A 25,146-nucleotide genomic window follows, 5' to 3' on the forward strand; every position below is an offset into this window, starting at 1 on the left:
CCACATTGCTGTGGAAAACTCTGTTGAAAAGAGGCGCAGAGAACGGCGCGGATAAAGCGAAAATGGGAGGTTTTAGCTCTTTGCCTCTTTTTTGAGCAGTATTTTTTGACGCGGCCATGGCCCGCACAGCGGGTGGTCCCGCTCTGTCAGGGCGTGGAAATCGCCCCGTCGATGGCAGGGGGAGAGAATGCCAAGTGGCGGCTGAAGCGCCTCCACCCCCCCCGCAGATGTTGTCAAAGTCTTCGAGGATGGTACCCTCTAACCCGTCAACTCGCTTCGTTGCGTAACTGCTGCTGTTCCCTTCCCTTGCAAGGAGGTCTTATGAGAAGGCTGGCTATCCTCGTCGTCTCTTTCTTTCTCCTGACGCTATCCGTGGCCGCACAAGCCGGTGCCTCCGTCACTGAGGAGGTGAAGAAAACCGTGGACCATGTCGTGCAGATTGTCAGTGACGAGAGCATGAAGCAACCGCAGAAGGAGCCGCAGAGGCGCGCGCAGCTGAAGAAGGCAATCGGCGCAATCTTCGACTATGGGGAGATGGCGCAGCGCTCCCTCGGCCGGCATTGGAAGGACCGGACACCGGCGGAAAGAAAGGAGTTCGTCTCGCTCTTCGAAACGCTCCTGGAGAACTCCTATTCCGGGAAGATCGAGTCGTACCACAACGAGAAGATCGAGTACCTGAAGGAGACGGTGGAAGGGGATTATGCCGAGGTGCGATCGAAGGTCATCACGCCGAAGCGCGACGAATATACCCTCGATTACCGGCTGCTGAAGAAGGGGGGGAAGTGGATGGTGTACGACGTGATCATCGAGGGGGTGAGCCTCGTCTCCAACTACCGCGGGCAATTCGGCAGGATCATTGCCAACCAGGGGTACCCGGCGCTGGTGAAGAAGCTCCGCACCAAGAGCAACGAGATCAAGGCACTGTAGCACTGTAGAAGAGAGTGAAGGCGACGCAGAAGGCGGAAGGAGATAGGCTCATCCGGAATTTCGGGGAAGCCGTCTCATGTTCCAATGAAGAGCCGCACGAGGCCTCGCGTCCCCCCCTTTGCGAAGGGGGGACAGGGGGGATTTGACTTGGCCAGCCCCATCCTTCAGCAGTCGCAACTGCTGTGGTCTCAAGCAATTTCTGCGATTCCACTTTGCAAAAAACTGGTGGTGCCTATGTCGTTGATCTTTAGAGTGCCGCAGCACTGCGCTTCGGCGCCCGAGATGTACTGTTAAACGGGCTGGTTCTGGAGGAGACTTGAAGATCAAATCCCCCCTGCCCCCCCTTCGCAAAGGGGGGAACGTCAGGCCTTCTGCAGTGCTTCGTGGCAATGTACCCACGGTCCCCGGAATTCCCGGATAATCAGGATATATTCCCCGCCTTCTGGCTCTCTCGGCATCTCGCCCCCGCTCACCCGCCGGCCCCCCGCTTCCTGCAGAACTCTCCCCTTCGTTTACAGATCCTTTTTTATTGACATTCATTGCCACCCCCCCCTAGAATCAGGAATTTTTGAATCCAAGTAGAGCAGCGGGGGAGATACATGGGAAACGTTTATAAAGTTGCGGTCCTGCCGGGTGACGGCATCGGACCGGAGGTTATGGCTGAGGCACTCAAGGTACTTGACGCTGTAGAGAAGCGCTACGACGTTACCTTCGAGCGCACCCACGCCAACGTGGGGGGCGCCGGCATCGACGCCGAGGGGAAGGCTCTCCCGGAGACGACTGTAAACATCTGCAAGGCCTCTGACGCCATCCTTTTCGGTTCCGTAGGCGGGCCCAAATGGGAGACCCTGCCCCCCGAAGAGCAGCCGGAACGCGGTGCACTCCTCCCTCTCAGGAAGATCTTCGGCCTCTACGCGAACCTGCGCCCGGCCATCATCTTCCCTTCGCTCACCAGCGCCTCCTCCCTCAAGGAAGAGGTCATCGCCGGCGGCTTTGACGTTCTCGTCATCCGCGAGCTTACCGGCGGCATCTACTTCTCCCAGCCGAAGGGGATCGAAGGGGTCGGCCGCGAGCGCATCGGCGTAGATACCATGCGCTACAGCGTCCCCGAAATCGAGCGTATTGCCCACGTGGCCTTCCAGGCGGCGCAGAAGAGGGGAAAGAAAGTCTGCTCCATCGACAAGGCGAACGTTCTCTCCACATCCGTGCTCTGGCGCGAGGTCGTGATCGGCATTTCCAAGGAGTACCCCGACGTCGAGCTCTCCCACATGTACGTCGACAACGCCGCGATGCAGCTGGTCAAGTGGCCGAAGCAGTTCGACGTCATCCTCTGCGAAAACATGTTTGGCGACATCCTCTCCGACGAGGCGGCGATGCTCACCGGCTCCCTCGGGATGCTTCCTTCCGCGTCCCTTGCTGAAGGTACCTTCGGGATGTACGAGCCCTCCGGCGGCAGCGCACCCGACATCGCCGGGCAGGGGGTGGCAAACCCCATCGCGCAGATCCTTTCCGCCGGTATGATGCTTCGCTACTCCTTCGGGATGGTGGAGGCCGCCGATGCCATCGACGCCGCCGTCGTGAAGGTCCTCGACGCGGGGCTGAGGACCCAGGACATCTTCCAGGGGAAGGCCGGCGAGAAGAAGGTCGGTACCCGTGAGATCGGCGACGCCATCGTCGCGGCTCTCTAGCGTCTCTTTCGCTCCGCGCCCCCCTCTGGCAGCAGGAATTGCTGCTGTGCTACGATGAGGGTGGCGCGGGGCGCGTCTCTATTTGACTTACTATCGTCCTAGAATGAAGGGGATCACTCTATGAAAGTCGGATTTGTCGGATGGCGTGGTATGGTGGGATCCGTTCTGCTCAAGCGCATGCAGGAGGAGAACGACTTTGCAGGGATAGGTATCGACGCGACCTTCTTCACCACCTCCCAGCTCGGGCAGGCGGCCCCCATGAATGCCGGCGTGCTGAAAGATGCCGCGGATATAGAGGAACTGAAGAAGAACGAAGTCATCGTCACCTGCCAGGGTGGTGACTACACGAAGTCGGTGCATTCCGAGCTGCGCAAGTCGGGGTGGAACGGCTACTGGATCGACGCGGCGAGCACGCTGCGCATGGAGCCGAACGCAGTCATCATCCTCGACCCGGTAAACCGCAACGTCATCGATGCCGCGCTGGACAGCGGCGTGAAGGACTTCATCGGCGGCAACTGCACCGTGAGCCTTATGCTGATGGCTCTCGGCGGACTCTTCCGCGCGGGTCTCGTGGAGTGGGCTACCTCCATGACCTACCAGGCAGCCTCCGGCGCAGGCGCCCCGAACATGCGTGAGCTCCTCGCGCAGATGGGCACGCTGCACAGCTCGGTCGAGGATCTCCTGAAGAACCCGTCCTCCGCCATTCTCGACATCGACCGCGACGTCACCGCCACTATGCGCGGCGAGGCGCTGCCGAAGAAGGCATTCGGCTACCCGCTGGCCGGGAGCGTCCTCCCCTGGATCGACCGCGAGGTGGAGGACGGACAGAGCCGTGAAGAGTGGAAAGGGTGCGCCGAGACGAACAAGATCCTCGGGACGAAGGAGACTATCCCCGTTGACGGTATCTGCGTGCGCGTGGGGGCGATGCGCTGCCACAGCCAGGCGCTCACCATGAAGCTCAACAAGGATCTGCCGATCGAGGAGATCGAGGAGCTGATCAAAAACGACAACCAGTGGGTGAAGTTCGTGCCGAACACGAAGGCCGAAACTCTGGAGCACCTGACCCCTGCGGCGATCGCCGGCACCCTGACCGTTCCGGTCGGGCGCGTGCGCAAGATGAAGATGGGGCCGCAGTACCTCTCAGCCTTCACCTGCGGCGACCAGTTGCTGTGGGGCGCTGCCGAGCCGCTGCGGCGCATGCTGCGCGTGCTGCAGGAGCGGGGGCTGAAGTAGGGAAACGTAGTCACCATAGCTGAACCAAAAGCGGCGGATCGCTCCTTGAGGGTGATCCGCCGTTTATCCGTCATCCGACCATCTTCCCCCTGCCGCAACTGAGGGGGAACGCCCGTTACAGGAGACAGAAGATGAGCAAGCGTTGGAATATAGCGATAGTGGGCGCCACAGGCGCGGTCGGCACGCAGATGATCGAGTGTCTGGAGGAGCGCGACTTTCCGGTGGGAAAGATAAAGCTGCTGGCGAGCTCCCGCAGCGCAGGGAAGACGCTGGAATTCAAGGGGAAGGCGGTGGAGGTCGAGGAGCTCACCCATGACTCGTTCGAGGGGGTGGACATAGCACTCTTCTCCGCGGGGGGGAGCCGTTCCGAGGAGTTCTGCCCCTCTGCCGTCCGCTCCGGCGCGGTGTGCATCGACAATTCCAGCGCATGGCGGATGGATGATGCTGTACCTCTGGTCGTTCCTGAGGTCAATCCGCATGCCATTGCCGGTTACACCAAGAAGGGGATTATCGCGAACCCCAACTGCTCGACGATTCAGATGGTGGTGGCGCTGAAGCCGCTGCACGATTACGGGGAGATCAAGCGCATCGTCGTATCCACCTACCAGGCGGTCTCCGGGAGCGGCAGCAAGGCGATCGACGAACTGAGGGTCCAGACCGGCGAGCTTTTGAACGGCCGTCCGGCGAAGAACACGGTTTACCCGCATCGCATCGCATTCAACTGCCTGCCGCAGATCGACGCCTTCCTCGACAACGGCTACACGAAGGAAGAGATGAAGATGGTGCGCGAGACGGCGAAGATCATGGAGTCGAACATCAGGACGACAGCGACCGCCGTGCGCGTCCCGGTTTTCTACGGCCACTCCGAGTCGATCAATATTGAGACGGAGAAAAAGATCACTGTGGAGAAGGCGCGTGAGCTCCTGGAGAACGCGCCTGGGGTGGAACTCGTCGACGATGTGCAGAACAGCGAGTACCCGATGGCGATGGACGCGGCGGGGCAGGATGCAACTCTCGTCGGGCGCATCAGGGAGGACGAGTCGATCGAGAACGGCCTGAACCTCTGGGTGGTGGCGGACAACATCAGGAAAGGCGCCGCGACGAATGCCGTGCAGATCGCGGAGATCCTCATCGAGAAGTATCTTAAGTAAGGCTAAAGGCACGGCTAACACCCACCGCAAAGACGCAAAGAGCGCAAAGGAGAATCCGCAAAGAAAGGCTTAACGGCTTCAAGTCCGGGGTTTTCTTTGCGTGATTCCGACTCGTTCCCAAGCTCCAGCTTGGGAACGCAACTGGCCGCGAGGCTCAGCCTCGCCACACGCCCATTGCTCCGCTGACGCGGATGCAAAGCCGGAGCTTTGCACCCAAGTGCGTTCAAGATGACCTTGGGAACGAGCATCATCGGTCAGGATTCTCTTTGCGTGGTTTTCTTTGCGTCCTTTGCGCCTTTGCGGTGGAAGTTCGATTTTGGTTTTCTATGCGCCACATCAAGCTGACAATCGAATACGACGGCACAAATTACGCCGGCTGGCAGATACAGCCCAACGGCCTCGCCATCCAGGAGGTCATGGAGGGTGCGCTCGCCCGCATGCTGGGGGAGTCGGTGCGTCTCCGTTCCTCCGGGCGCACCGACGCCGGTGTCCACGCCCACGGCATGGTGGCCTGCTTTACCACGGAAAAGGGGCTGCCGCTCCGCGCATTCCGTGAGGGGCTAAACGCGAACCTGCCGCCGGACATCGCGGTGCGCGATGCCTCAGAGGTTCCGCTGTACTTCAATCCGCGCTACCACGCGACAGGGAAGCACTACCGCTACACGATCCAGACGAGACCGCTGCGGGCGCCCCTCTCCCGCCTCTACTCCTGGCGCCTCGGCGCTCCCCTCGATATCGAGGCGATGCGCGAGGGGTGCCGTCGCCTTGTCGGGAAACACGACTTCGCCGCCTTCCGCGGCTCCAACTGCGCCGCAAAGACGACGGTGCGGACCATTCACTCGCTGGAGCTTCGCGAGGAGGGGGAGTTCCTCCACCTGGAGGTGAACGGCAGCGGCTTCCTGAAAAACATGGTGCGCGTCATGACGGGGACGCTCGTGGAGGTGGGGCAGGGGAGGATGACACCCGATGACATCTCCCGGCTTCTGAAGACGGGTGACCGGCGTCAGGCGGGGATGACGGCGCCCCCCCAAGGCCTTTGCCTGATGGAAGTGTTTTATCCGGAGGAACTGATTCCGCTGGAGTGCGCGCCGGGGGCGGGGGAGCCGCCTTTACACTCTTTACTGGAAGGTGACGGGTGAGGTAATGTTAAGAAAAGACGCCTGCCGACTTTTTGTCTTGACATGCTTCTTCAAATCAATTAAATTTTCAACTTTCTGTGTGTCCGACTGACAATTCCGATAGCTGTGAGGTTTCGATGAAAACGCAAGTTGCTAAAAAAGATGATGTTGCCAGGGACTGGTACCTGGTTGATGCGGATAGCAAGGTGCTCGGCCGTGTTGCGACAGAGATTGCCAACGTGCTCCGCGGCAAGAACAAGCCTACCTTTACCCCCAGCGTCGATACCGGCGACTTCGTGATCGTCGTAAATGCCGAGAAGATTGCCCTCACCGGCAAGAAGCTTTCCGACAAGACCTACTACAGCCACTCCGCGTTCCCCGGCGGTCTCAAAGAGATCACCGCAGGGAAACTTTTGGAGAAGAAGCCCGAAGACCTGCTGAAGAAAGCTGTCAAGGGTATGCTCCCGAAGAACAAGCTGGCTCGCCACATGCTGAAGAAACTGAAGATCTACACCGGTGGATCTCATCCGCATGAGGCTCAGCAGCCTAAGACTCTGAATATATAATTCGTCCATCAGGAGATATCAAATGGCAGCAAGCTATTATGCAACGGGGAAAAGGAAGTCATCGATTGCCAGGGTCTGGATCAAGGCCGGCAGTGGCGAAATCACTGTGAACAGCAAGCCGATCGACCAGTACTTCGGCAGGGAAACCTCCAAGATGATCGTGAACCAGCCGCTGGAGATCACGGAGAATCTCGGCAAGTTCGACATCACCGTGACCGTCAGGGGCGGTGGCGACTCCGGCCAGGCCGGCGCTATCAAGCACGGCATCACCAAGGCCCTCATCGAGGCCGATGCCGATCTGCGCGGCACGCTGAAGAAAGCCGGGTTCATCACCCGCGATTCCCGCGTGAAGGAAAGAAAGAAGTACGGCAAGAAGGCAGCTCGCGCCAGCTTCCAGTTCTCCAAGCGCTAATAGCTTTCTGGAAGGGCAATTCAAGGTTAGGCAAAGGAGGAGTCCGCAAGGGCTCCTCCTTTTGCTGTTTGTACTGAAAACTCTCCTGCATCGGCTTGTCCCGATGAAGGGGGCTGGCTCCAGGTACCTGTCCCCCTCCTGTTGTCATGACTGTTGCGGGACGCAGTAGCGAAAGGGTAGAATCTCAGGAGCCGCAGGCACGCATCCACGCTGGAGGGGGCGCCGGCGGCTTCCAATGATCAAGGAGGCGTTCATGCTGAAGGTTGCCATCGTCGGAGCAAGCGGCTACACAGGTGTAGAGCTCTTGCGCATACTCCACAACCACCCCGAGGTCGCCGTTACCTGTGTCACTTCCGAGCAGAGCGCGGGGAAACTCGTGAGCGACATTTTTCCCACCCTGCGCGGGCGGATGGACATAGTTCTGGAGCACCTGGAGCCTGTGCACATCGCGGAGAAGGTCGACATCGTATTCACCGCGCTGCCGCACAAGGCGGCGATGGAGGTCGTGCCGACCTTCCTGAAGATGGGGAAGGTGGTGGTCGATCTCTCCGCCGACTACCGCCTGCACGACGCCGAGGTGTACGGGCGCTGGTACGACCGCCATCTGAATCCCGAGCTTCTGGAAGAGGCGGTGTACGGCATCCCGGAGCTGCGCAGGGAAGAGATCTCCAATGCCTCTCTCGTTGCCAATCCGGGGTGCTATCCGACGAGCATCATCCTCGGTCTGGCCCCCCTCTTGAAGGGGAAGGTCGTCGATCCCTCCTCCATCATCGTCTCTTCGGCCTCCGGCGTCTCCGGCGCGGGGCGCGGCGCCAAGGTCGACAACCTCTACTGCGAGGTGAACGAGGGGTTCAAAGCGTACGCCGTAGGCGGGGTGCATCGACACATCCCCGAGATCGAGCAGGAACTCTCGCTTCTGGCTGGCACCGACGTGGTGATCTCCTTCACGCCGCATCTCGTTCCGATGGACCGCGGCATCCTCTCCACTATCCATGTGAATCCAGCGGGGAAGGTGTCGGCTTCCGAGCTGATCACCCTTTACGAGACCTTCTACGACGGCGAGCCGTTCGTGCGCATCCTTCCGGAGAAGACGTTTCCTGCCACCTCGCACGTGCGCGGCTCCAACTTCTGCGACATCGGCATCGCGGTGGACGAGCGCACCGGCCGCATCATCGTCGTCTCCGCAATCGATAACCTGGTGAAGGGCGCCTCCGGCCAGGCGGTGCAGAACATGAACCTCCTCTGCGGCTTCCCCGAGACGCTGGGGCTCGACATGCTCGGAGTCTTCCCGTAATCCCTTTTTCCGTACCCCCTCCCTCTCGGGGGAGGGGGCGGACGCTCTGCTGGCAGTGCTGCGCCCTTTCGGGTGCTTTACAGGAACCTATGAAAAAAGTGATCTCCGGCAGCAGGCCGGGACAGTTCCTTCCCATGACCGCAGAAGAAGCGCGGAAGCGGGGATGGAACGAGCTGGACGTTGTCTTCGTCACCGGCGATGCCTATGTTGATCATCCCTCCTTCGGTGTTCCCCTTCTGGCACGTCTTCTCGAGTCGAAAGGACTTCGCGTCGGTATCATCGCCCAGCCCGACTGGCGCAGCAAGGAGCCGTTCATGGCTCTGGGGCGCCCGCGCCTTTTCTTCGCGGTCGCGGCGGGTGCCATGGACTCCATGGTCGCCCATTACACCCCCGCAAGAAAGCTGCGCCGCGACGATGCCTACACCCCCGGAAACCAGCACGGCGCCCGCCCCAATCGCGCCACCATCGTGTACACCTCGCGGCTGAAAGAGGCGTATCGCGACGTGCCGGTGGTGATCGGCGGCATCGAGGCGAGCCTCAGGCGACTTGCCCACTACGACTTCTGGGAGGACAAGGTGCGCCGCTCCATCCTCCTGGACGCGAAGGCTGACCTTCTCGTCTTCGGGATGGGAGAGCGGCCGCTCCTGGAGGTGACGGAGCGACTTTTGAAGGGTGAGCCGTTCGCGTCGATCCGGGACGTTCGAGGCACCGCGTTTGCCGCTTCCACGTTGCCGGAATGTGCGGCAGTGCTGCAGCTCCCTTCCTTCGAGGAGGTGGCGGCGGACAGGGCGAAGTATGCGGAGGCCTTTCGGCTCTATGCCGGGGAGCAGAATCCCTTTTGCGCCAAAACGGTGGTACAGCCTCACGCCGCCCGCTACCTGGTGTGTAACCCGCCGTCCTTGCCGCTGGAGCCCGAGGGGCTGGACGCCCTCTATGCGCTCCCCTTTCAGAAGGCGCCCCACCCCTCCTACAGGGAGGCGATCCCGGCATACGAGCAGATCCGTGCCTCCATAACCAGCCATCGCGGCTGCTTCGGTGGCTGCGCCTTTTGCGCTATCGCACAGCACCAGGGAAAGATCATCCAGTCCCGCTCGGAAGAGTCGATACTCTCGGAGCTGGAGCGTCTGACCGGTCACGGCTGGTTCAGGGGTAGCGTCACCGACATCGGCGGCCCGACCGCGAATATGTACGGCCTCTCCTGCGGCAATAGCGCGGCCCTTTCCAGGTGTCGCCGTGACAGCTGCCTCTTTCCCGCGCCGTGCCACAATCTCGTCACCGACGACAGGAGGAGCGCCCGGCTTCTCGCCTCCAGCCGGCAGGTAAAAGGGGTGAAGCATGTTGCGGTTTCCTCCGGGGTACGTTACGATCTCCTGGAGCGCCAGAAGGGGTACCTGCGGGAACTCCTGGGGCATCACGTCGGGGGGCTTCTGAAGGTTGCTCCCGAGCACCTGTGCGACCGCGTGACGGAGACGATGCGAAAGCCGGGGAAGGGGTCGTTCGAGAAGTTCCGGGAGGCGTTCGAGCGGCAGAGTGCAAAGCACGGAAAGAGGCAGCACATCGTTCCGTACTTCATCTCCGGCCACCCTGGGTGCACCCTCTCGGACATGGTCGACCTGGCGCTCATCCTGAAACGGTGGGGAATGAAGGTGGAGCAGGTGCAGGATTTCACCCCGACCCCCGGCACGCTCGCCACGTGCATGTATTACACAGGGATCGATCCCTTCACCGGGGAGCAGGTGCACGTGGCCCGGACCGACCGGGAGAAGGGGCAGCAAAAAGCTCTGCTTTTATACCATCTTCCGGAGCAGAGGAAGGCGTGCCTCGATGCCCTGCGAGCCTGCGGGCGACGCTCGGAGGAGGCGGAGCTGTTCGGGGGGAAGCGGGGCCCGGCGGGACCCGGGAAATAAATTTCACAACCCTGAAAAAATAATGATTGACACCCGGAGCGTTTTGCTTTAAAAGTTGGGCTTCGTTTGCCGCACCAAACACGGAGCGGCGGAGCAGGTGGTCAGGCTGGTGTAGCTCAATTGGCAGAGCAGCTGACTTGTAATCAGCAGGTTGCGGGTTCGAGTCCCATCACCAGCTCCAGAAAAACTTTCCGCGCAACGTCTGGAGGGATTCCCGAGCGGCCAAAGGGAACAGACTGTAAATCTGTCGTCATCGACTTCGGAGGTTCGAATCCTCCTCCCTCCACCATAAAAACTGCAGACGAGATGGGCGCCGCCCTTGGTCAGGAGACCGAAGGTCGCATGCACTGGCAAGGCTGGTAGCACATCAAGTCAAAAAGCTTCAGGCGGGAATAGCTCAGTTGGCTAGAGCGTCAGCCTTCCAAGCTGAGGGTCGCGGGTTCGAGTCCCGTTTCCCGCTCCAAACAACATCGCAAGCCCACATAGCTCAGTAGGCAGAGCACTTCCTTGGTAAGGAAGAGGTCACCGGTTCGAATCCGGTTGTGGGCTCCACTCCCCCAAAGCACTCACAAATTGCTATAGTTTCGGTATATAACGGGAGGATTCCTACAATGGCCAAAGCAAAATTCGAAAGAACCAAACCGCACGTTAACATCGGGACCATCGGTCACGTTGACCATGGCAAGACCACTCTTACCGCCGCCATCACCAAGGTGCTCGCAGGTAAAGGTCAGGCTGAGTTCAAGGCGTTCGACCAGATCGACAACGCACCGGAAGAGCGCGAGCGCGGTATTACTATCGCTACTGCACACGTCGAGTACGAGACCGACAAGCGCCACTATGCACACGTGGACTGCCCGGGTCACGCCGACTACGTGAAGAACATGATCACCGGTGCTGCCCAGATGGACGGCGCTATCCTGGTTGTTTCCGCAGCTGACGGCCCGATGCCGCAGACCCGCGAGCACATCCTCCTTGCGCGTCAGGTCGGCGTCCCCTACATCGTTGTCTTCCTGAACAAGGCAGACATGGTGGACGACGAGGAGCTCCTCGAACTGGTCGAGCTGGAAGTTCGCGAGCTTCTCTCCTCCTACGACTTCCCGGGCGACGACATCCCCATCGTGAAGGGTTCCGCTCTGAAAGGGCTCGAAGGGGACAAGGGCGAGCTCGGCGAGCAGGCGATCCTTGCTCTCATGGACGCAGTCGACTCCTACATCCCGGAGCCGCAGCGTGCTGTTGACCGTCCGTTCCTCATGCCGGTCGAGGACGTTTTCTCCATCTCCGGTCGTGGTACCGTCGCCACCGGCCGCGTCGAGCGCGGTATCGTGAAGGTCGGCGAGGAGATCGAGATCGTCGGCATCAAGACCACCGCCAAGACGACCGTCACCGGCGTCGAGATGTTCAGGAAGCTCCTGGACGAAGGTCGTGCAGGGGACAACATCGGCGCGCTGCTGCGCGGCGTGAAGCGTGAGGACATCGAGCGCGGCCAGGTTCTGGCCAAGCCGGGCTCCATCACCCCCCACACGAAGTTCAAGGCAGAAGCCTATATCCTCTCCAAGGAAGAGGGCGGCCGCCACACCCCGTTCTTCAACGGCTACCGTCCGCAGTTCTACTTCAGGACCACCGACGTGACCGGCGTTGTGGACCTCGAGCCGGGGACCGAGATGGTGATGCCGGGCGACAACGTCGCCATCACCGTGAACCTCATCACCCCGATCGCCATGGACGAAGGGCTTCGCTTCGCAATCCGCGAAGGCGGCCGCACCGTCGGCGCAGGGGTGGTAAGCTCCATCATAGCCTAGGCAGGACAGTTTTTCGCTTCACCTCCACACGGGGGTGAAGCGAAAAAGTACAAGCTTTAAGAGGATACAGTCATGAGAGACATCATCACCCTGTCCTGCACCGAGTGCAAACAGCGCAACTATACCACCACGAAAAACAAGAAGACGACCCCCCAGAAGCTGGAGTTCTCCAAGTACTGCCGCTTCTGCCGCAAGCATACTCCTCACAAGGAAACGAAATAACATAGTGTGGGCTTGGTCTCGCTGCCAAGCCCCTGTTGCAGGCCAGTAGCTCTAACGGCTAGAGCACCGGTCTCCAAAACCGGGTGTTGGGGGTTCGAATCCCTCCTGGCCTGCCATTTTTATTTCACAGTAGCGATACGGGGTGTGACTAGTGCTGGCGAAAAGTAAGAATTTCTTCCAGGAAGTACAGGCTGAACTTGCCAAGGTGACCTGGCCTACCCGCAAGGAAACCATTTCCACAGCTCAGGTAGTCGTTGTCATCATCGTTCTCATCTCTTTGTATCTTGGCGCCTGCGACGCTCTCCTTGCCAAGCTCATCAGGGTTATACTCCGCTAGAGGACGTAAATACATGGCACACAAATGGTACGGCGTTCACACCTACTCCGGCTTCGAGAACAAGGTGCGCCTCTCCTTATTGGAGCGCATCAAAAATCTCGAGATGGAGCATCTCTTCGGAGAGATCCTGATCCCGTGTGAGACCGTAGTCGAACTGAAAAAAGGGGAGAAGCGGACTTCCACCAGGAAGTTCTTCCCCGGTTACATACTGGTCAACATGGAGCTCAACGACGACAGCTGGCACGTGGTCAAGGAGACTTCCAAGGTGACCGGATTCGTCGGCGGCAACAATCCCTTCCCGATTCCTGACGAAGAGGTGGCAAAGATCACCAGGCGCATGGAAGAGGGGGCCGAGAAGCCCCGCCCGAAGGTCCTTTTCGAGGTCGGAGAGACGGTACGGGTCATCGACGGCCCCTTCCTGAACTTCTCCGGCGTTGTGGAGGACGTGAAGCCCGACAAGGGGAAACTGAGGGTCATGGTCAGCATCTTTGGCAGGGCGACACCTGTTGAGCTCGAGTTCATGCAGGTGGAGAAGCAGTAGGGAACCGCGCAAAGTATCCGGAAGTCACGGAAAGAATAAAGGAGTTTAGCAATGGCCAAGAAGATTACAGGTTATATAAAGCTGCAGGTTCCCGCCGGAAAGGCCAACCCCTCGCCGCCGATCGGCCCGGCGCTCGGTCAGCACGGCGTCAACATCATGGAATTCTGCAAGGCGTTCAACGCCAAGACGCAGGGGGACGAGGGGACCATCACTCCGGTGGTGATCACGGTCTACGCCGACCGCTCCTTTACCTTCATCACCAAGACTCCGCCGGCTCCGATCCTGATCAAGAAGGCTCTCGGCCTCGCCAGCGGCTCCGCTACCCCCAACAAGAACAAGGTGGGTAAGCTGACCAAGGACCAGGTTCGCGAGATCGCCGCCAAGAAGATGCCCGACCTCAATGCCGCAAGTCTGGAAGCGGCAATGAAGACGATCGAGGGCACCGCGCGCAGCATGGGCGTTGAAATAGTTTAAAGATAAAGAGAGGGTAAACGGAAATGGCTACTACTAAAAAGCTTAAAGAGGCTCTGGCCAAGGTGGACAGGACCAAGAGCTATCCCCTCACGGACGGGCTTGAGCTGGTGAAAAGCGCTTCCTTCGCGAAGTTCGACGAGACCGTCGACCTCGTGGTGAAGCTCGGCGTCGACCCCCGCCACGCAGACCAGATGGTGCGCGGCGCAGTCGTGCTGCCCCACGGCCTCGGGAAGGAAGTCCGCGTCCTCGTCTTCGCGAAAGGGGAGAAAGAGCGCGAGGCCCGCGAGGCCGGTGCAGACTACGTCGGTGCTGACGATCTCGTGCAGAAGATCCAGGGCGGCTGGTTCGAGTTCGATACCGCCATCGCCACCCCGGACATGATGGGCGTCGTCGGCAAGATCGGCAAGCTCCTCGGTCCCCGCGGTCTGATGCCGAACCCGAAGGTCGGCACCGTCACCTTCGACCTCGCCCGCGCCATCAAGGAGTCGAAGTCCGGCAAGGTGGAATTCCGCGTCGAGAAGGCCGGCATCATCCACGCTCCGGTAGGGAAGGTATCGTTCCCGGCCGAGACCCTCAAAGCAAACGTTCTGGCACTGGTGGAGGCTCTTCAGAAGGCGAAGCCTGCCGCCGCCAAGGGCACCTACATGAAGAAGATCTCCGTGTCTTCCACCATGGGCCCCGGCGTACCGATCGATCTCGCCGAAGTAACCGCCAGCCTCAAATAGATACGCTTCAAAAGCCAAAGTCAAAGACAGTAGGCGCACCCTCCCCCGGGGGGGGTGCTTAATAGCCGGATCGGGCGACCTACCGAGACTTGCAGACGTTGCCGGAAAATTCCCGCAACTTCCTGACTTTGGCCGGGCCCCGCCCCATACACCAAAAGAAAGGAGGAAAGCGCTTGAATAAGGAAAACAAACAGCAACTTGTTGCCGAGATGCACGACAAGCTCCTGAGGGCGCAGGCTGCGTTTCTCGCGGATTTCCGCGGCATGAACGTGGGCCAGGCTACCGAGCTCAGGAACGAGCTGCGCAAGGCAGGCGTCGAGTTCAAGGTTGTGAAGAACACCCTGCTCGACATCGCGTCCAAGGGCACCGACAAAGAGGCCTTGAGCCCCTACTACGCCGGTCCCACCGCGATCGCTCTGAGCTACGACGATCCGGTCGCAGCAGCGAAAGTGCTGTCGAAGTTTGCCAAGGATGCCACCAACCCCTTCACGCTGAAGGCTGGTGTGCTGACCGGCAAGGCTATCGGCGTGGCCGACATCCAGGCTTTGGCAGACATGCCGAGCCGCGAAGTGCTGCTGGGCCGCCTGCTGGGCACGCTCCAGGCACCGACCAGCAACTTCGTACGCGTCCTTGCTGCCGTTCCGGGCGGCTTCGTACGCGCGCTCGACGCTATCAGGGCCCAGAAAGACGGCCAGTAGAGCTTACCCACTAACGATCTAACAATATCCCACGGAGGAGATAGAAAATGGCTATTACCAAAGAAGAAGTAATCAGCTTCATCGAGAACATGTCCGTCCTCGAACTCGCAGGGCTCGTGAAAGAGCTGGAAGAGAAGTTCGGCGTTTCCGCAGCAGCACCGATGGCAGTTGCTGCCGCTGCAGGCCCGGCAGTTGCCGCTGAGGCAGCTGAAGAGAAGACCGAGTTCGACGTTATCCTGAAGGCCGCTGGCGCCAACAAGATCGCCGTCATCAAGGTCGTGCGCGCTCTTACCTCCCTTGGTCTGAAGGAAGCGAAGGACCTGGTCGACGGCGCTCCGCAGCCCGTGAAGACCGGCATCTCCAAGGAAGAGGCCGAGGACGCGAAGAAACAACTGGTTGAAGCTGGCGCAGAAGTGGATGTAAAATAAGCTAGTCACAACTTTTTTACACACAAGCCAAGGTCGCTTTTTGCGGCCTTGGCTGTTCTATTTTAGTTTGAGGCCGCTTCATCCGCCTCTCGCCGAGCATCAGAGGCACGCAGGAATTTTTACTGGGGTGCTGGTCCTCCAGGGGCTTTCACCAAAGGAGAAGATATGGCTTATTCAATCGCGAATAACCCCCTTTTGCGCAAAAACTTCGCCAAGATCCACAAGATCATCGACATACCGAACCTCATCGACATCCAGAAAAATTCCTACAAGAGATTCCTCCAACTCGACACTCCCGTAGACGCACGCAAGAACTCTGGGCTCGAAGCCGTCTTTAGAAGCGTCTTTCCGATAAAGGACTTTAGCGACACCGCAAGCCTCGAGTACGTATCGTACTCTCTCGGCGCCCCGAAATACGACGTGGAGGAGTGCCATCAGCGCGGCATGACCTTCGCCGCACCGATGAAGGTGAAGGTGCGCCTGGTGGTCTGGGATACCACGAAGGATCCCGGCAGCCGTTCCATTCGCGACATCAAGGAGCAGGAGGTCTACTTCGGCGAGATCCCGCTGATGACCGACAACGGCACCTTCATCATAAACGGCACGGAGCGCGTCATCGTAAGCCAGCTGCACCGCTCCCCCGGCGTATTCTACGATCACGACAAAGGGAAGACCCACTCCAGCGGCAAGGTCCTGTACTCCGCTCGCGTGATCCCCTACCGCGGGTCGTGGCTTGACTTCGAATTTGACCATAAGGACATCCTTTATGTTCGCATAGACAGGCGCCGCAAGATGCCGGCGACCGTCCTTCTGAAGGCGCTCGGCTACTCCAACGACGCCCTCATCAACTACTTCTACAAGTCCGAGGAGATAAAGATCTCCGGCGGCGCCATGACGAAGGTCGCCGACGCGGAGCTCCTCGCGAACCAGAAGGCGATGGTGGACATCGTCGACCCGGCGACGGGCGAGGTCATCCTGAAGGCGAACCGCAAGTTCACCAAGGCGGCGATCCGCAAGATGGCGGAGCACAACATCAGGGAGATCCCCATCACGGTCGACGAGATCGTAGGTAAAGTCGCTTCCCACGACATTTACGACCCGCAGACCGGCGAGATCCTCGTGGAGTGCAACGAGGAGCTCTCCCTGGCCAAGATCGAGGAGATCATCACGAAGGGGATCGATTCCTTCTCCGTCCTCTTCATCGACAACCTGCACGTCACCTCGAGCCTCAGGGACACGATCCTCATCGACAAGATCGGCTCCACCGACGAGGCGCTCATCGAGATCTACCGCAGGCTCCGGCCGGGGGACCCCCCGACGCTGAAGAGCGCCATGGTACTCTTCGAGAACCTCTTCTTCAACGCGGAGCGCTACGACCTCTCCGCGGTCGGCCGCCTGAAGCTGAACTACAAGCTCGGCGTCGACGTGCCGCTCGACTGCATGACCCTTACGAAGGACGACGTCCTCGAGGTCGTGCGCTATCTCATCGAGCTCAAAAACGGCAAGGGGAACATCGACGACATCGACCACCTCGGCAACCGCCGCGTGCGCGCCGTCGGCGAGCTCCTGGAGAACCAGTACCGCATCGGCCTCGTGCGCATGGAGCGCGCCATCAAGGAGAGGATGAGCCTGCAGGAGGTGGAAAACCTCATGCCGCACGACCTCATCAACTCCAAACCGGTCTCCGCGGTGGTGAAGGAGTTCTTCGGGTCCTCCCAGCTCTCCCAGTTCATGGACCAGACGAACCCCCTCTCGGAGGTTACCCACAAGCGCCGTCTCTCCGCACTCGGACCGGGGGGCCTCACCCGCGAGCGCGCCGGCTTCGAGGTGCGCGACGTGCATCCGACCCACTACGGCCGCGTCTGCCCGATCGAGACTCCCGAGGGTCCGAACATCGGTCTCATCGCCTCCCTCTCCACCTACGCCCGCATCAACGAGCACGGGTTCGTGGAGACGCCGTACCGCGTCGTGCAGGAAGGGCGCGTCACCGACGACGTCCGCTTCTACTCCGCGCTGGAGGAGGAAGGGCACGCCATCGCGCAGGCAAACGCCGAGATCGATCCCCAGGGGCGCTTCGCATCCGACTACATCTCCGCAAGGAAAGGGGGCGAATTCGTCCTCGTCGGGCGTGACGAGCTCGAACTGATGGACGTGGCCCCGATGCAGCTCGTCTCCGTCGCGGCTTCACTCATCCCGTTCCTCGAGAACGACGACGCAAACCGCGCACTCATGGGCTCCAACATGCAGCGTCAGGCGGTGCCCCTGCTGCGCGCCGACTCCCCGCTCGTGGGGACCGGCATGGAGCGCGTCGTTGCCCGCGACTCCGGTGTTTCCTCCGTGGCGCGTCACAACGGTGTCGTGGAGAGCGTCGACGCCTCCAGGATCGTGGTGAAGATCGACGAGGACCAGTACGACGCCACCGGGACCGGCGTGGACATCTACAACCTGATCAAGTTCGCCCGCTCCAACCAGAACACCTGCATCAACCAGAGGCCGGTGGTGAAGGTAGGGGACCACGTGAAGGCGGGCGACATCATCGCCGACGGTCCTTCCACCGACATGGGGGAACTGGCGCTCGGCCAGAACGTCCTGGTCGCCTTCATGCCGTGGGGCGGCTACAACTACGAGGACTCCATCCTCATTTCGGAGCGCCTGGTAAAGGACGACCGCTACACCTCGATCCACATCGAGGAGTTCGAGTGCGTGGCGCGCGACACGAAGCTCGGGAAGGAAGAGATCACCTCCGACATCCCGAACCTCGGGGAGGAGACGCTGAAAGATCTCGACGAGTCCGGCATCATCAGGATCGGCGCCGAAGTCCGCCCGGGGGACATCCTCGTCGGGAAGATCACCCCGAAGGGGGAGACCCAGCTCTCTCCGGAGGAAAAGCTCCTGCGCGCCATCTTCGGCGAGAAGGCGGGCGACGTGCGCGACACCTCGCTGCGCGTTCCCCCCGGCGTGGAAGGGACCGTCATCGGGGCGAAGATCTTCTCCCGCAAGGGCGCCGACAAGGACGCCCGCACCGAGCTCATCGAGAAGGCCGAGGAGCAGCGTCTCAGGAAGGATGAGCAGGACGAGATCCGCATCATCCGCGACTCCGCCATCGGGAAGCTGAAGAAGCTCCTCGTCGGGCGCACCGCCGCGGTGAAGATCGACGGCTCCGACGGGAAGACCGTCATCGCGAAGGACCAGGTCATCACGGAGCAGATGCTGAAGGGGCTCCCGATGGACCGCTGGGACGAGATCTCCATCGCCGACGACGACACGGTCGACGAGAAGGTAGCGCAGACGCTCTCCACCCTGAACCAGCAGATCGACATCATCAAGTACGTCTTCGACGACAAGATCCAGAAGCTGCGTCGCGGCGACGACCTCCCTCCGGGGGTCATCAAGATGGTGAAGGTGTACATCGCCATCAAGAGAAAGCTCCAGGTCGGCGACAAGATGGCAGGGCGCCACGGCAACAAGGGTGTCGTCTCCCGCATCCTCCCCGAGGAGGACATGCCGTACATGGAGGACGGCCGTCCGGTGGAGATCGTCCTCAACCCGCTCGGCGTTCCGTCCCGTATGAACGTGGGGCAGATCCTGGAGACCCACCTCGGCTGGGCAGCGAAGGGGATCGGCTGGAAGATCGAGGAGTTCCTGGAGAAGAACTCCCCGCAGGACGAGATCAAGCGCTACCTGAAGGGTGTCTACGGCAACCCTGACATGGACCGTTTCCTCGACACCCTCGACGCGGACGAACTGATGAACGTGGCGCGTCGCCTGAAGCGCGGTGTGCCGATGGCAAGCCCGGTCTTCGAGGGGGCGAGCGAGCAGTCGATCCAGTCGATGATGAGCGAGGCCGGCTTCGCCACCACCGGGCAGGTGACGCTGTACGACGGCAGGAGCGGCGAGCCGTTCATGCACAAGGTCACCGTGGGGATCATGTACGTCCTCAAACTGCACCACCTGGTCGACGACAAGATCCACGCCCGTTCCATCGGTCCCTACTCTCTCGTCACCCAGCAGCCGCTCGGCGGCAAGGCGCAGTTCGGCGGGCAGAGGCTCGGGGAGATGGAGGTCTGGGCGATGGAAGCGTACGGCGCGGCTTACGCGCTGCAGGAGTTCCTCACGGTGAAGTCCGACGACGTCGCCGGACGCACCAGGATGTACGAGGCGATCGTCAAAGGGAAGCACACCCTGGAGCCGGGGCTCCCCGAGTCCTTCAACGTGCTCATCAAGGAACTGCAGTCTCTCGGGCTCGATGTCGAGCTGCTCGAGGGTGAAGAGGACTAGGAGGCGGAAAGGCTGCGCGGTGACGCGGGGCATTCCGGGTTCTCCCTGCAAGGGACGGCTCTTTGGGGCTTTAACTTTGCAGGGGGAACGGCCTATAATTGACCTGTTACTCCTAAAGAAGGGAGAAAAAATATGGAAGACATCTTTAATTTTTTCGAAAAACCGAAGGATCCGCTGCACTTCTCCTCCATTAAAATCTCCATCTCTTCTCCGGAAAAGATCCGCGAGAGGTCATTCGGCGAGGTAAAGAAGCCCGAGACCATCAACTACCGCACCTTCAAACCGGAGCGGGACGGGCTTTTCTGCGCGAAGATATTCGGTCCGACGAAGGATTACGAGTGCAACTGCGGTAAATACAAGAGGATGAAGCACCGCGGCATCGTCTGCGAGAAGTGCGGTGTCGAGGTCATCCCGTCGAAGGTGCGCCGCGAGCGCCTCGGTCACATCGACCTGGCGACTCCGGTCGCGCACATCTGGTTCCTGAAATCACTCCCTTCCCGCATCGGGAACCTGATGGACATCACCCTGAAGGACCTGGAGAAGGTCCTCTACTTCGAGGCGTACGTCGTCACCGATCCGAAGGAGACCGGTCTTTCCTTCGGCCAGGTCCTCTCCGAGGACCAGTACCAGAAGGCGATGGAGGAGCACCACAACGGCTTCGAGGCAGGGATGGGGGCCGCCGCCATCAGGCAGTGCCTCACCTCCATGGATCTTGACCAGCTCTCGGAGTCGCTGCGCCTGGAGATGCAGGAAGCGACGAGCGAGGCGAAACGGAAGAAGACCGCGAAGCGCCTGAAGGTCATCGAGGCGTTCAAAAACAGCGGCAACAAGCCGGAGTGGATGATCCTCGAGTGCATCCCGGTCCTTCCCCCTGAGCTGCGCCCGCTGGTGCCGCTGGACGGCGGCCGCTTTGCGACTTCCGATCTGAACGACCTGTACCGCCGCGTCATCAACAGGAACAACCGCCTGAAGCGCCTCATGGAGCTGCAGGCCCCCGAGGTCATCATCAGGAACGAGAAGAGGATGCTCCAGGAAGCGGTCGACGCCCTCTTCGACAACGGCCGCCGCGGCCGCGCCATCGCAGGGCCGAACAAGCGTCCGCTGAAGTCCCTCTCCGACATGCTGAAGGGGAAATCGGGCCGTTTCCGCCAGAACCTCCTCGGCAAGCGCGTCGACTACTCCGGCCGCTCCGTTATCGTCGTAGGTCCGGAACTGCGCCTGCACCAGTGCGGTCTGCCGAAGAAGATGGCTCTCGAGCTCTTCAAGCCGTTCATCTACAACAAGCTCGAGGAGAGAGGGTTCGTCACCACCATCAAGAGCGCCAAGAAGATGGTGGAGAAGGAGAAGCCGGAGGTGTGGGACGTCCTCGAGGAGGTCATCAAGGAGCACCCGGTCATGCTGAACCGCGCTCCGACCCTGCACAGGCTCGGCATCCAGGCTTTCGAGCCGGTCCTCATCGAGGGTAAGGCGATCCAGCTCCATCCGCTCGTCTGCACCGCCTTCAACGCGGACTTCGACGGGGACCAGATGGCGGTGCACCTCCCCCTCTCCGTGGAGAGCCAGGTGGAGACCCGGGTGCTCATGATGAGTACCAACAACATCCTCTCCCCCGCACACGGCAAGCCGATCATCGTCCCCTCCCAGGACATGGTTCTCGGGATCTATTACATGACCCGCGAGCGCTATTTCCAGGAGGGTGAAGGGCGCATCTTCTCGTCCCCGGACGAGGTGCGCATCGCCTGGGACGCGAAGGAGATCCACCTGCAGGCGCGCATCAAGGTGCGCATGAAGAACCTGGAGTCCGACGAGAAGCCGGCGATCCTGGAGACCACCACAGGGCGCGTGCTCCTGCGCGAGATTCTCCCCGAGGCGGTGCCTTTCTCCACCATCAACAAGGTGATGACGAAGAAGGAGCTCTCGAACCTCGTGGACGTCTGCTACCGTCTTGCCGGGAACAAGGAGACGGTCATCCTCGCCGACAAGCTGAAGGCTATCGGCTTCCGCTATGCCGCGCTCGCCGGGATCTCCATCTCCATCAACGACATGGTCATCCCCGACGGGAAGCAGGCGATCATCAGCCGTGCCACCGAAGAGGTGCAGGAGATCCAGAACCAGTACACCGAAGGTCTCATCACCGACGGTGAGCGCTACAACAAGGTCATCGATATCTGGGCGAAATCGACCGAGGACATCGCGAAGGAGATGCTGGACAACCTCTCCCGCGACACGATCTCCGACCCGGAAGGGAAGGAAGTCAAAGTCCCTTCCTTCAACGCGATCCACATGATGGCCGACTCCGGCGCGAGGGGTTCCGCGCAGCAGATCCGCCAGCTCGCCGGGATGAGGGGGCTCATGGCGAAGCCTTCCGGGGAGATCATCGAGACCCCGATCACCGCGAACTTCCGCGAGGGTCTCACCGTGCTCCAGTACTTCATCTCCACCCACGGTGCACGTAAGGGTCTGGCCGATACCGCGCTGAAAACCGCGAACTCCGGTTACCTCACCAGAAGGCTCGTGGACGTAGCCCAGGACGCCATCATCACCGAGGTCGATTGCGGCACCATCGACGGCCTCACCGTCTCCTCCCTCACCGAGGGGGGGGAGATCATCGAGCACATCGGTGACAGGATCCTCGGCCGCGTCGCTCTCGACGACATCCTCGACCCGGTCACCGGCGACGTGCTCGTGCCGGCCAACGAGGAGATCGACGAGACCCTCGTGGCGAAGATCGAGGCGGCAGGCCTGGAGAAGGTGAAGATCCGCTCCGTTCTCACCTGCGAGAGCCGTCGCGGCATCTGCGCGAAGTGCTACGGTCGCGATCTTGCGCGCGGTCACCTGGTGAACCGCGGCGAGGCGGTCGGCGTTATCGCCGCCCAGTCGATCGGCGAGCCGGGGACCCAGCTCACCATGCGTACCTTCCACATCGGTGGTACCGCATCGAGACGCGCCGAGCAGACCTCGCTGGAGTCGAGAAACGACGGTCGTGCGAAGTTCATCAACATCAACTACGTCACGAACTCCGAGGGGCACCACATCGTCATGAACCGCAACGGCGAGCTCGCGGTTGTCGACGAGACCGGGCGCGAGCGCGAGAAGTACGCGGTCGTGTACGGTGCGAAGATCAAGGTTTCCCAGGACGAGCCTGTGAAGCAGGGGCAGTCCCTTGCCGAGTGGGACCCGTACACCATGCCGATCCTCACGGAGATCGCCGGTAAGGTGAAGTTCGGGGACATCATCGAGGGTGTCACCATGGAAGAGCAGGTCGACGAGGTCACCGGTCTCTCCCGCAAGGTCATCATCGAGTCGCGCGACGCCGACAAGCGTCCGCGCATCACCATCAAGGACGAGAGCGGCCGCACCGCGAAGACCGGGGAGAGCCTCGCAGCTCGCTACTACCTCCCGGTCGGCTCCAACATCAACGTGATGGAGGAGACGATCGTGAACGCCGGCGACGTCATCGCGAAGATCCCGCGCGAAACGACGAAGACGAAGGACATCACCGGCGGTCTGCCGCGCGTCGCCGAGCTCTTCGAGGCACGCAAGCCGAAGGACTTCGCGGTCATCACCGAGATTGACGGTGTGGTCGCCTTCGGCAAGGACGCCAAAGGGAAGCGCAAGGTCATCGTGACGCCGGAGATGGGGGAGCCGAAAGAGTACCTCATCCCGAAAGGGAAGCACATCAGCGTACACGAAGGGGACCACGTCCGCGCAGGGGAAGCCCTCATGGACGGCTCCTCCAACCCGCACGACATCCTGCGCGTCCTCGGGCAGAAGGAACTCGCGAAATACCTGGTGGACGAGGTGCAGGAGGTTTATCGTCTGCAAGGTGTTAAAATTAACGACAAGCACATCGAGACGATCGTGCGCCAGATGCTGCGCAGGGTCCGCATCAAGGATGTGGGTGACACCTCTCTTCTCATCGACGACCAGATCGAACGGTACGTCTTCGAGGAAGAGAACGAGAAGGCCCTCGACAAGGGTGGCCGCCCGGCAACCGCGGAGTCGCTCCTCCTCGGTATCACGAAGGCCTCTCTCTCCACCGAGTCCTTCATTTCGGCCGCCTCCTTCCAGGAGACAACAAAAGTGTTGACACAGGCCTCGATAGAAGGTAAAGTTGACAGTCTTCGCGGTCTCAAGGAGAACGTGATCATGGGGCGGCTGATTCCGGCAGGTACCGGCCTCTCCCTCTACCGCAACATGAAGCTCGTTGCGGAAGAGCCGATCATCATACCGGAGCCGGTGCAGGAAGTGGAAGAACGAATAGAGGATGAGCCGGAGGCGCTGGAAGCGTAAGCGCCGCCGTTGAGATGGGGTGCCGGAGGCGCTGCAGATTGGCGCCGCCGGCACTTTTGTGAAAACATATTCAAATATGGCTTGACAACTGCGTCAAATGTTGTTATTTTCGTCGCTTCCGCAGGGGGACCCCCGGGAGTCAAGTTTAGCGTGAGAGGGTTTGTATGCCAACAATCAATCAGCTTATTCGTAACGGTCGGGAGTCTAAGGCGGAGAAATCCACTGCTCCGGCGCTCAGATGCTGCCCCCAGAAGAGAGGGGTGTGCACCAGGGTTTACACCACCACTCCCAAAAAGCCGAACTCCGCGCTGCGCAAGGTTGCCAGGGTGCGTCTCACCAACGGCGTCGAGGTCACTTCCTACATTCCGGGTGTAGGGCACAACCTGCAGGAGCACTCCGTGGTCCTGATCAGGGGTGGCAGGGTCAAGGACCTTCCGGGTGTTCGTTATCATATCGTGCGCGGCACGCTCGACTCCGTCGGCGTCAAGGGCAGGATGAAGAGTCGTTCCAAGTACGGTGCAAAAAGGCCCAAGTAAAACGCTAAAGTGAGAGGTTTTCGATGCCTAGAAGAAGAGAAGTTGCCAAGAGGGTGATCCTCCCGGATCCGAAGTATGGGGACCGCACGGTTGCCAAGCTCATCAATATAATCATGCTGGACGGCAAGAAGAGTACCGCAGAGCGTGCTCTGTACGGCGCGCTGGAGCTTGCTGCCTCCAAGGCCTCCGATGAGCCGGTCAAGGTGCTGAAGCGCTGCCTTGACAACATCAAGCCGATGCTCGAGGTGAAGTCGCGCAGGGTTGGTGGTTCCACGTACCAGGTGCCGGTCGAGGTGCGCCCCGAGCGCCGCATGTCTCTGGCAATGCGCTGGCTGGTGAAGTACTCCAACGCCAGGAGCGAGAAGACCGTTACCGACAAGCTTGCCGGTGAGATACTGGACGCCTACAACAACCGCGGCGCCGCAGTGAAGAAGCGTGAAGACACGCACAAGATGGCCGAGGCGAACAGGGCCTTTGCTCACTATCGCTGGTAGTCACCATACAGGATTGCAGCAT

General features: G+C 60.6%; 20 protein-coding genes, 5 tRNA genes and 1 pseudogene. All 26 read left to right on the forward strand.

All coding sequences use genetic code 11. From position 1 onward, the window contains the following. The first annotated feature begins 321 nt into the window (after positions 1 to 321). Complete coding sequence (locus LPW11_RS12390; RefSeq protein ID WP_230994199.1) at positions 322 to 927, forward strand: MlaC/ttg2D family ABC transporter substrate-binding protein; 606 nt, start codon at positions 322 to 324, stop codon at positions 925 to 927. Positions 928 to 1,526: 599 nt separating this feature from the next. Beyond that, positions 1,527 to 2,615, forward strand: a complete 1,089-nt coding sequence (leuB, locus tag LPW11_RS12395) for a 3-isopropylmalate dehydrogenase (RefSeq protein WP_230994200.1) — start codon at positions 1,527 to 1,529, stop codon at positions 2,613 to 2,615. A 120-nt stretch (positions 2,616 to 2,735) separates the two neighbouring features. After that, positions 2,736 to 3,848, forward strand: a complete 1,113-nt coding sequence (asd, locus tag LPW11_RS12400) for an aspartate-semialdehyde dehydrogenase (protein ID WP_230994201.1) — start codon at positions 2,736 to 2,738, stop codon at positions 3,846 to 3,848. A gap of 131 nt (positions 3,849 to 3,979) precedes the next feature. After that, positions 3,980 to 4,999: an aspartate-semialdehyde dehydrogenase gene (locus LPW11_RS12405; protein WP_230994202.1), complete on the forward strand. Its 1,020-nt coding sequence runs from the start codon at positions 3,980 to 3,982 to the stop codon at positions 4,997 to 4,999. Between the two features lie 326 nt (positions 5,000 to 5,325). Further along, positions 5,326 to 6,051: pseudogene (gene truA, locus LPW11_RS12410) on the forward strand (tRNA pseudouridine(38-40) synthase TruA); the annotation flags it as partial. Between the two features lie 203 nt (positions 6,052 to 6,254). Then, positions 6,255 to 6,683 carry a 50S ribosomal protein L13 gene (rplM, locus tag LPW11_RS12415; protein ID WP_230994204.1) on the forward strand — a complete coding sequence of 143 codons (429 nt, stop codon included), beginning with the start codon at positions 6,255 to 6,257 and terminating at the stop codon, positions 6,681 to 6,683. A gap of 22 nt (positions 6,684 to 6,705) precedes the next feature. Then, complete coding sequence (gene rpsI, locus LPW11_RS12420) at positions 6,706 to 7,095, forward strand: 30S ribosomal protein S9 (protein WP_230994205.1); 390 nt, start codon at positions 6,706 to 6,708, stop codon at positions 7,093 to 7,095. 253 nt (positions 7,096 to 7,348) lie between these two features. Beyond that, positions 7,349 to 8,389: an N-acetyl-gamma-glutamyl-phosphate reductase gene (gene argC / locus LPW11_RS12425; RefSeq protein ID WP_230994206.1), complete on the forward strand. Its 1,041-nt coding sequence runs from the start codon at positions 7,349 to 7,351 to the stop codon at positions 8,387 to 8,389. An 89-nt stretch (positions 8,390 to 8,478) separates the two neighbouring features. Next, a complete protein-coding gene (locus tag LPW11_RS12430) occupies positions 8,479 to 10,296 on the forward strand; it encodes a YgiQ family radical SAM protein (protein ID WP_230994207.1) in 1,818 nt (605 codons plus the stop codon). Between the two features lie 105 nt (positions 10,297 to 10,401). Further along, positions 10,402 to 10,477, forward strand: a tRNA-Thr gene (locus LPW11_RS12435). A 23-nt stretch (positions 10,478 to 10,500) separates the two neighbouring features. Beyond that, positions 10,501 to 10,585: transfer RNA gene (locus tag LPW11_RS12440), tRNA-Tyr, on the forward strand. Between the two features lie 97 nt (positions 10,586 to 10,682). Then, positions 10,683 to 10,759 (forward strand) — tRNA-Gly (locus LPW11_RS12445). A gap of 13 nt (positions 10,760 to 10,772) precedes the next feature. Further along, positions 10,773 to 10,848, forward strand: a tRNA-Thr gene (locus tag LPW11_RS12450). A 59-nt stretch (positions 10,849 to 10,907) separates the two neighbouring features. Further along, positions 10,908 to 12,098: an elongation factor Tu gene (gene tuf, locus LPW11_RS12455; RefSeq protein ID WP_230994208.1), complete on the forward strand. Its 1,191-nt coding sequence runs from the start codon at positions 10,908 to 10,910 to the stop codon at positions 12,096 to 12,098. 72 nt (positions 12,099 to 12,170) lie between these two features. After that, positions 12,171 to 12,320, forward strand: coding sequence for a 50S ribosomal protein L33 (gene rpmG / locus LPW11_RS12460; RefSeq protein ID WP_230994209.1), 150 nt, complete (start codon positions 12,171 to 12,173; stop codon positions 12,318 to 12,320). 39 nt (positions 12,321 to 12,359) lie between these two features. Beyond that, positions 12,360 to 12,436: transfer RNA gene (locus LPW11_RS12465), tRNA-Trp, on the forward strand. Positions 12,437 to 12,471: 35 nt separating this feature from the next. After that, entirely contained in the window at positions 12,472 to 12,657 is a 186-nt protein-coding gene (gene secE, locus LPW11_RS12470) for a preprotein translocase subunit SecE (RefSeq protein WP_269145340.1), read from the forward strand. 13 nt (positions 12,658 to 12,670) lie between these two features. Then, positions 12,671 to 13,198, forward strand: coding sequence for a transcription termination/antitermination protein NusG (nusG, locus tag LPW11_RS12475; RefSeq protein ID WP_230994210.1), 528 nt, complete (start codon positions 12,671 to 12,673; stop codon positions 13,196 to 13,198). A 51-nt stretch (positions 13,199 to 13,249) separates the two neighbouring features. Further along, positions 13,250 to 13,672: a 50S ribosomal protein L11 gene (rplK, locus tag LPW11_RS12480; RefSeq protein WP_230994211.1), complete on the forward strand. Its 423-nt coding sequence runs from the start codon at positions 13,250 to 13,252 to the stop codon at positions 13,670 to 13,672. Positions 13,673 to 13,695: 23 nt separating this feature from the next. Continuing rightward, positions 13,696 to 14,397, forward strand: a complete 702-nt coding sequence (gene rplA / locus LPW11_RS12485; RefSeq protein WP_230994212.1) for a 50S ribosomal protein L1 — start codon at positions 13,696 to 13,698, stop codon at positions 14,395 to 14,397. A 173-nt stretch (positions 14,398 to 14,570) separates the two neighbouring features. After that, complete coding sequence (rplJ, locus tag LPW11_RS12490) at positions 14,571 to 15,095, forward strand: 50S ribosomal protein L10 (RefSeq protein WP_230994213.1); 525 nt, start codon at positions 14,571 to 14,573, stop codon at positions 15,093 to 15,095. Positions 15,096 to 15,142: 47 nt separating this feature from the next. Beyond that, positions 15,143 to 15,523, forward strand: coding sequence for a 50S ribosomal protein L7/L12 (gene rplL, locus LPW11_RS12495; RefSeq protein ID WP_230994214.1), 381 nt, complete (start codon positions 15,143 to 15,145; stop codon positions 15,521 to 15,523). Positions 15,524 to 15,688: 165 nt separating this feature from the next. After that, a complete protein-coding gene (rpoB, locus tag LPW11_RS12500; RefSeq protein ID WP_230994215.1) occupies positions 15,689 to 19,801 on the forward strand; it encodes a DNA-directed RNA polymerase subunit beta in 4,113 nt (1,370 codons plus the stop codon). Positions 19,802 to 19,933: 132 nt separating this feature from the next. Continuing rightward, positions 19,934 to 24,094 (forward strand): DNA-directed RNA polymerase subunit beta', encoded by a 4,161-nt coding sequence (rpoC, locus tag LPW11_RS12505; protein ID WP_230994216.1) that lies wholly within the window; start codon positions 19,934 to 19,936, stop codon positions 24,092 to 24,094. 164 nt (positions 24,095 to 24,258) lie between these two features. Further along, positions 24,259 to 24,630 carry a 30S ribosomal protein S12 gene (gene rpsL, locus LPW11_RS12510; protein WP_230994217.1) on the forward strand — a complete coding sequence of 124 codons (372 nt, stop codon included), beginning with the start codon at positions 24,259 to 24,261 and terminating at the stop codon, positions 24,628 to 24,630. Between the two features lie 23 nt (positions 24,631 to 24,653). Further along, a complete protein-coding gene (gene rpsG, locus LPW11_RS12515; RefSeq protein WP_230994218.1) occupies positions 24,654 to 25,124 on the forward strand; it encodes a 30S ribosomal protein S7 in 471 nt (156 codons plus the stop codon). Positions 25,125 to 25,146 lie beyond the last annotated feature (22 nt).

The organism is Geomonas sp. RF6 (assembly GCF_021044625.1).
In the GTDB taxonomy this organism is placed as follows: Bacteria; Desulfobacterota; Desulfuromonadia; order Geobacterales; family Geobacteraceae; genus RF6.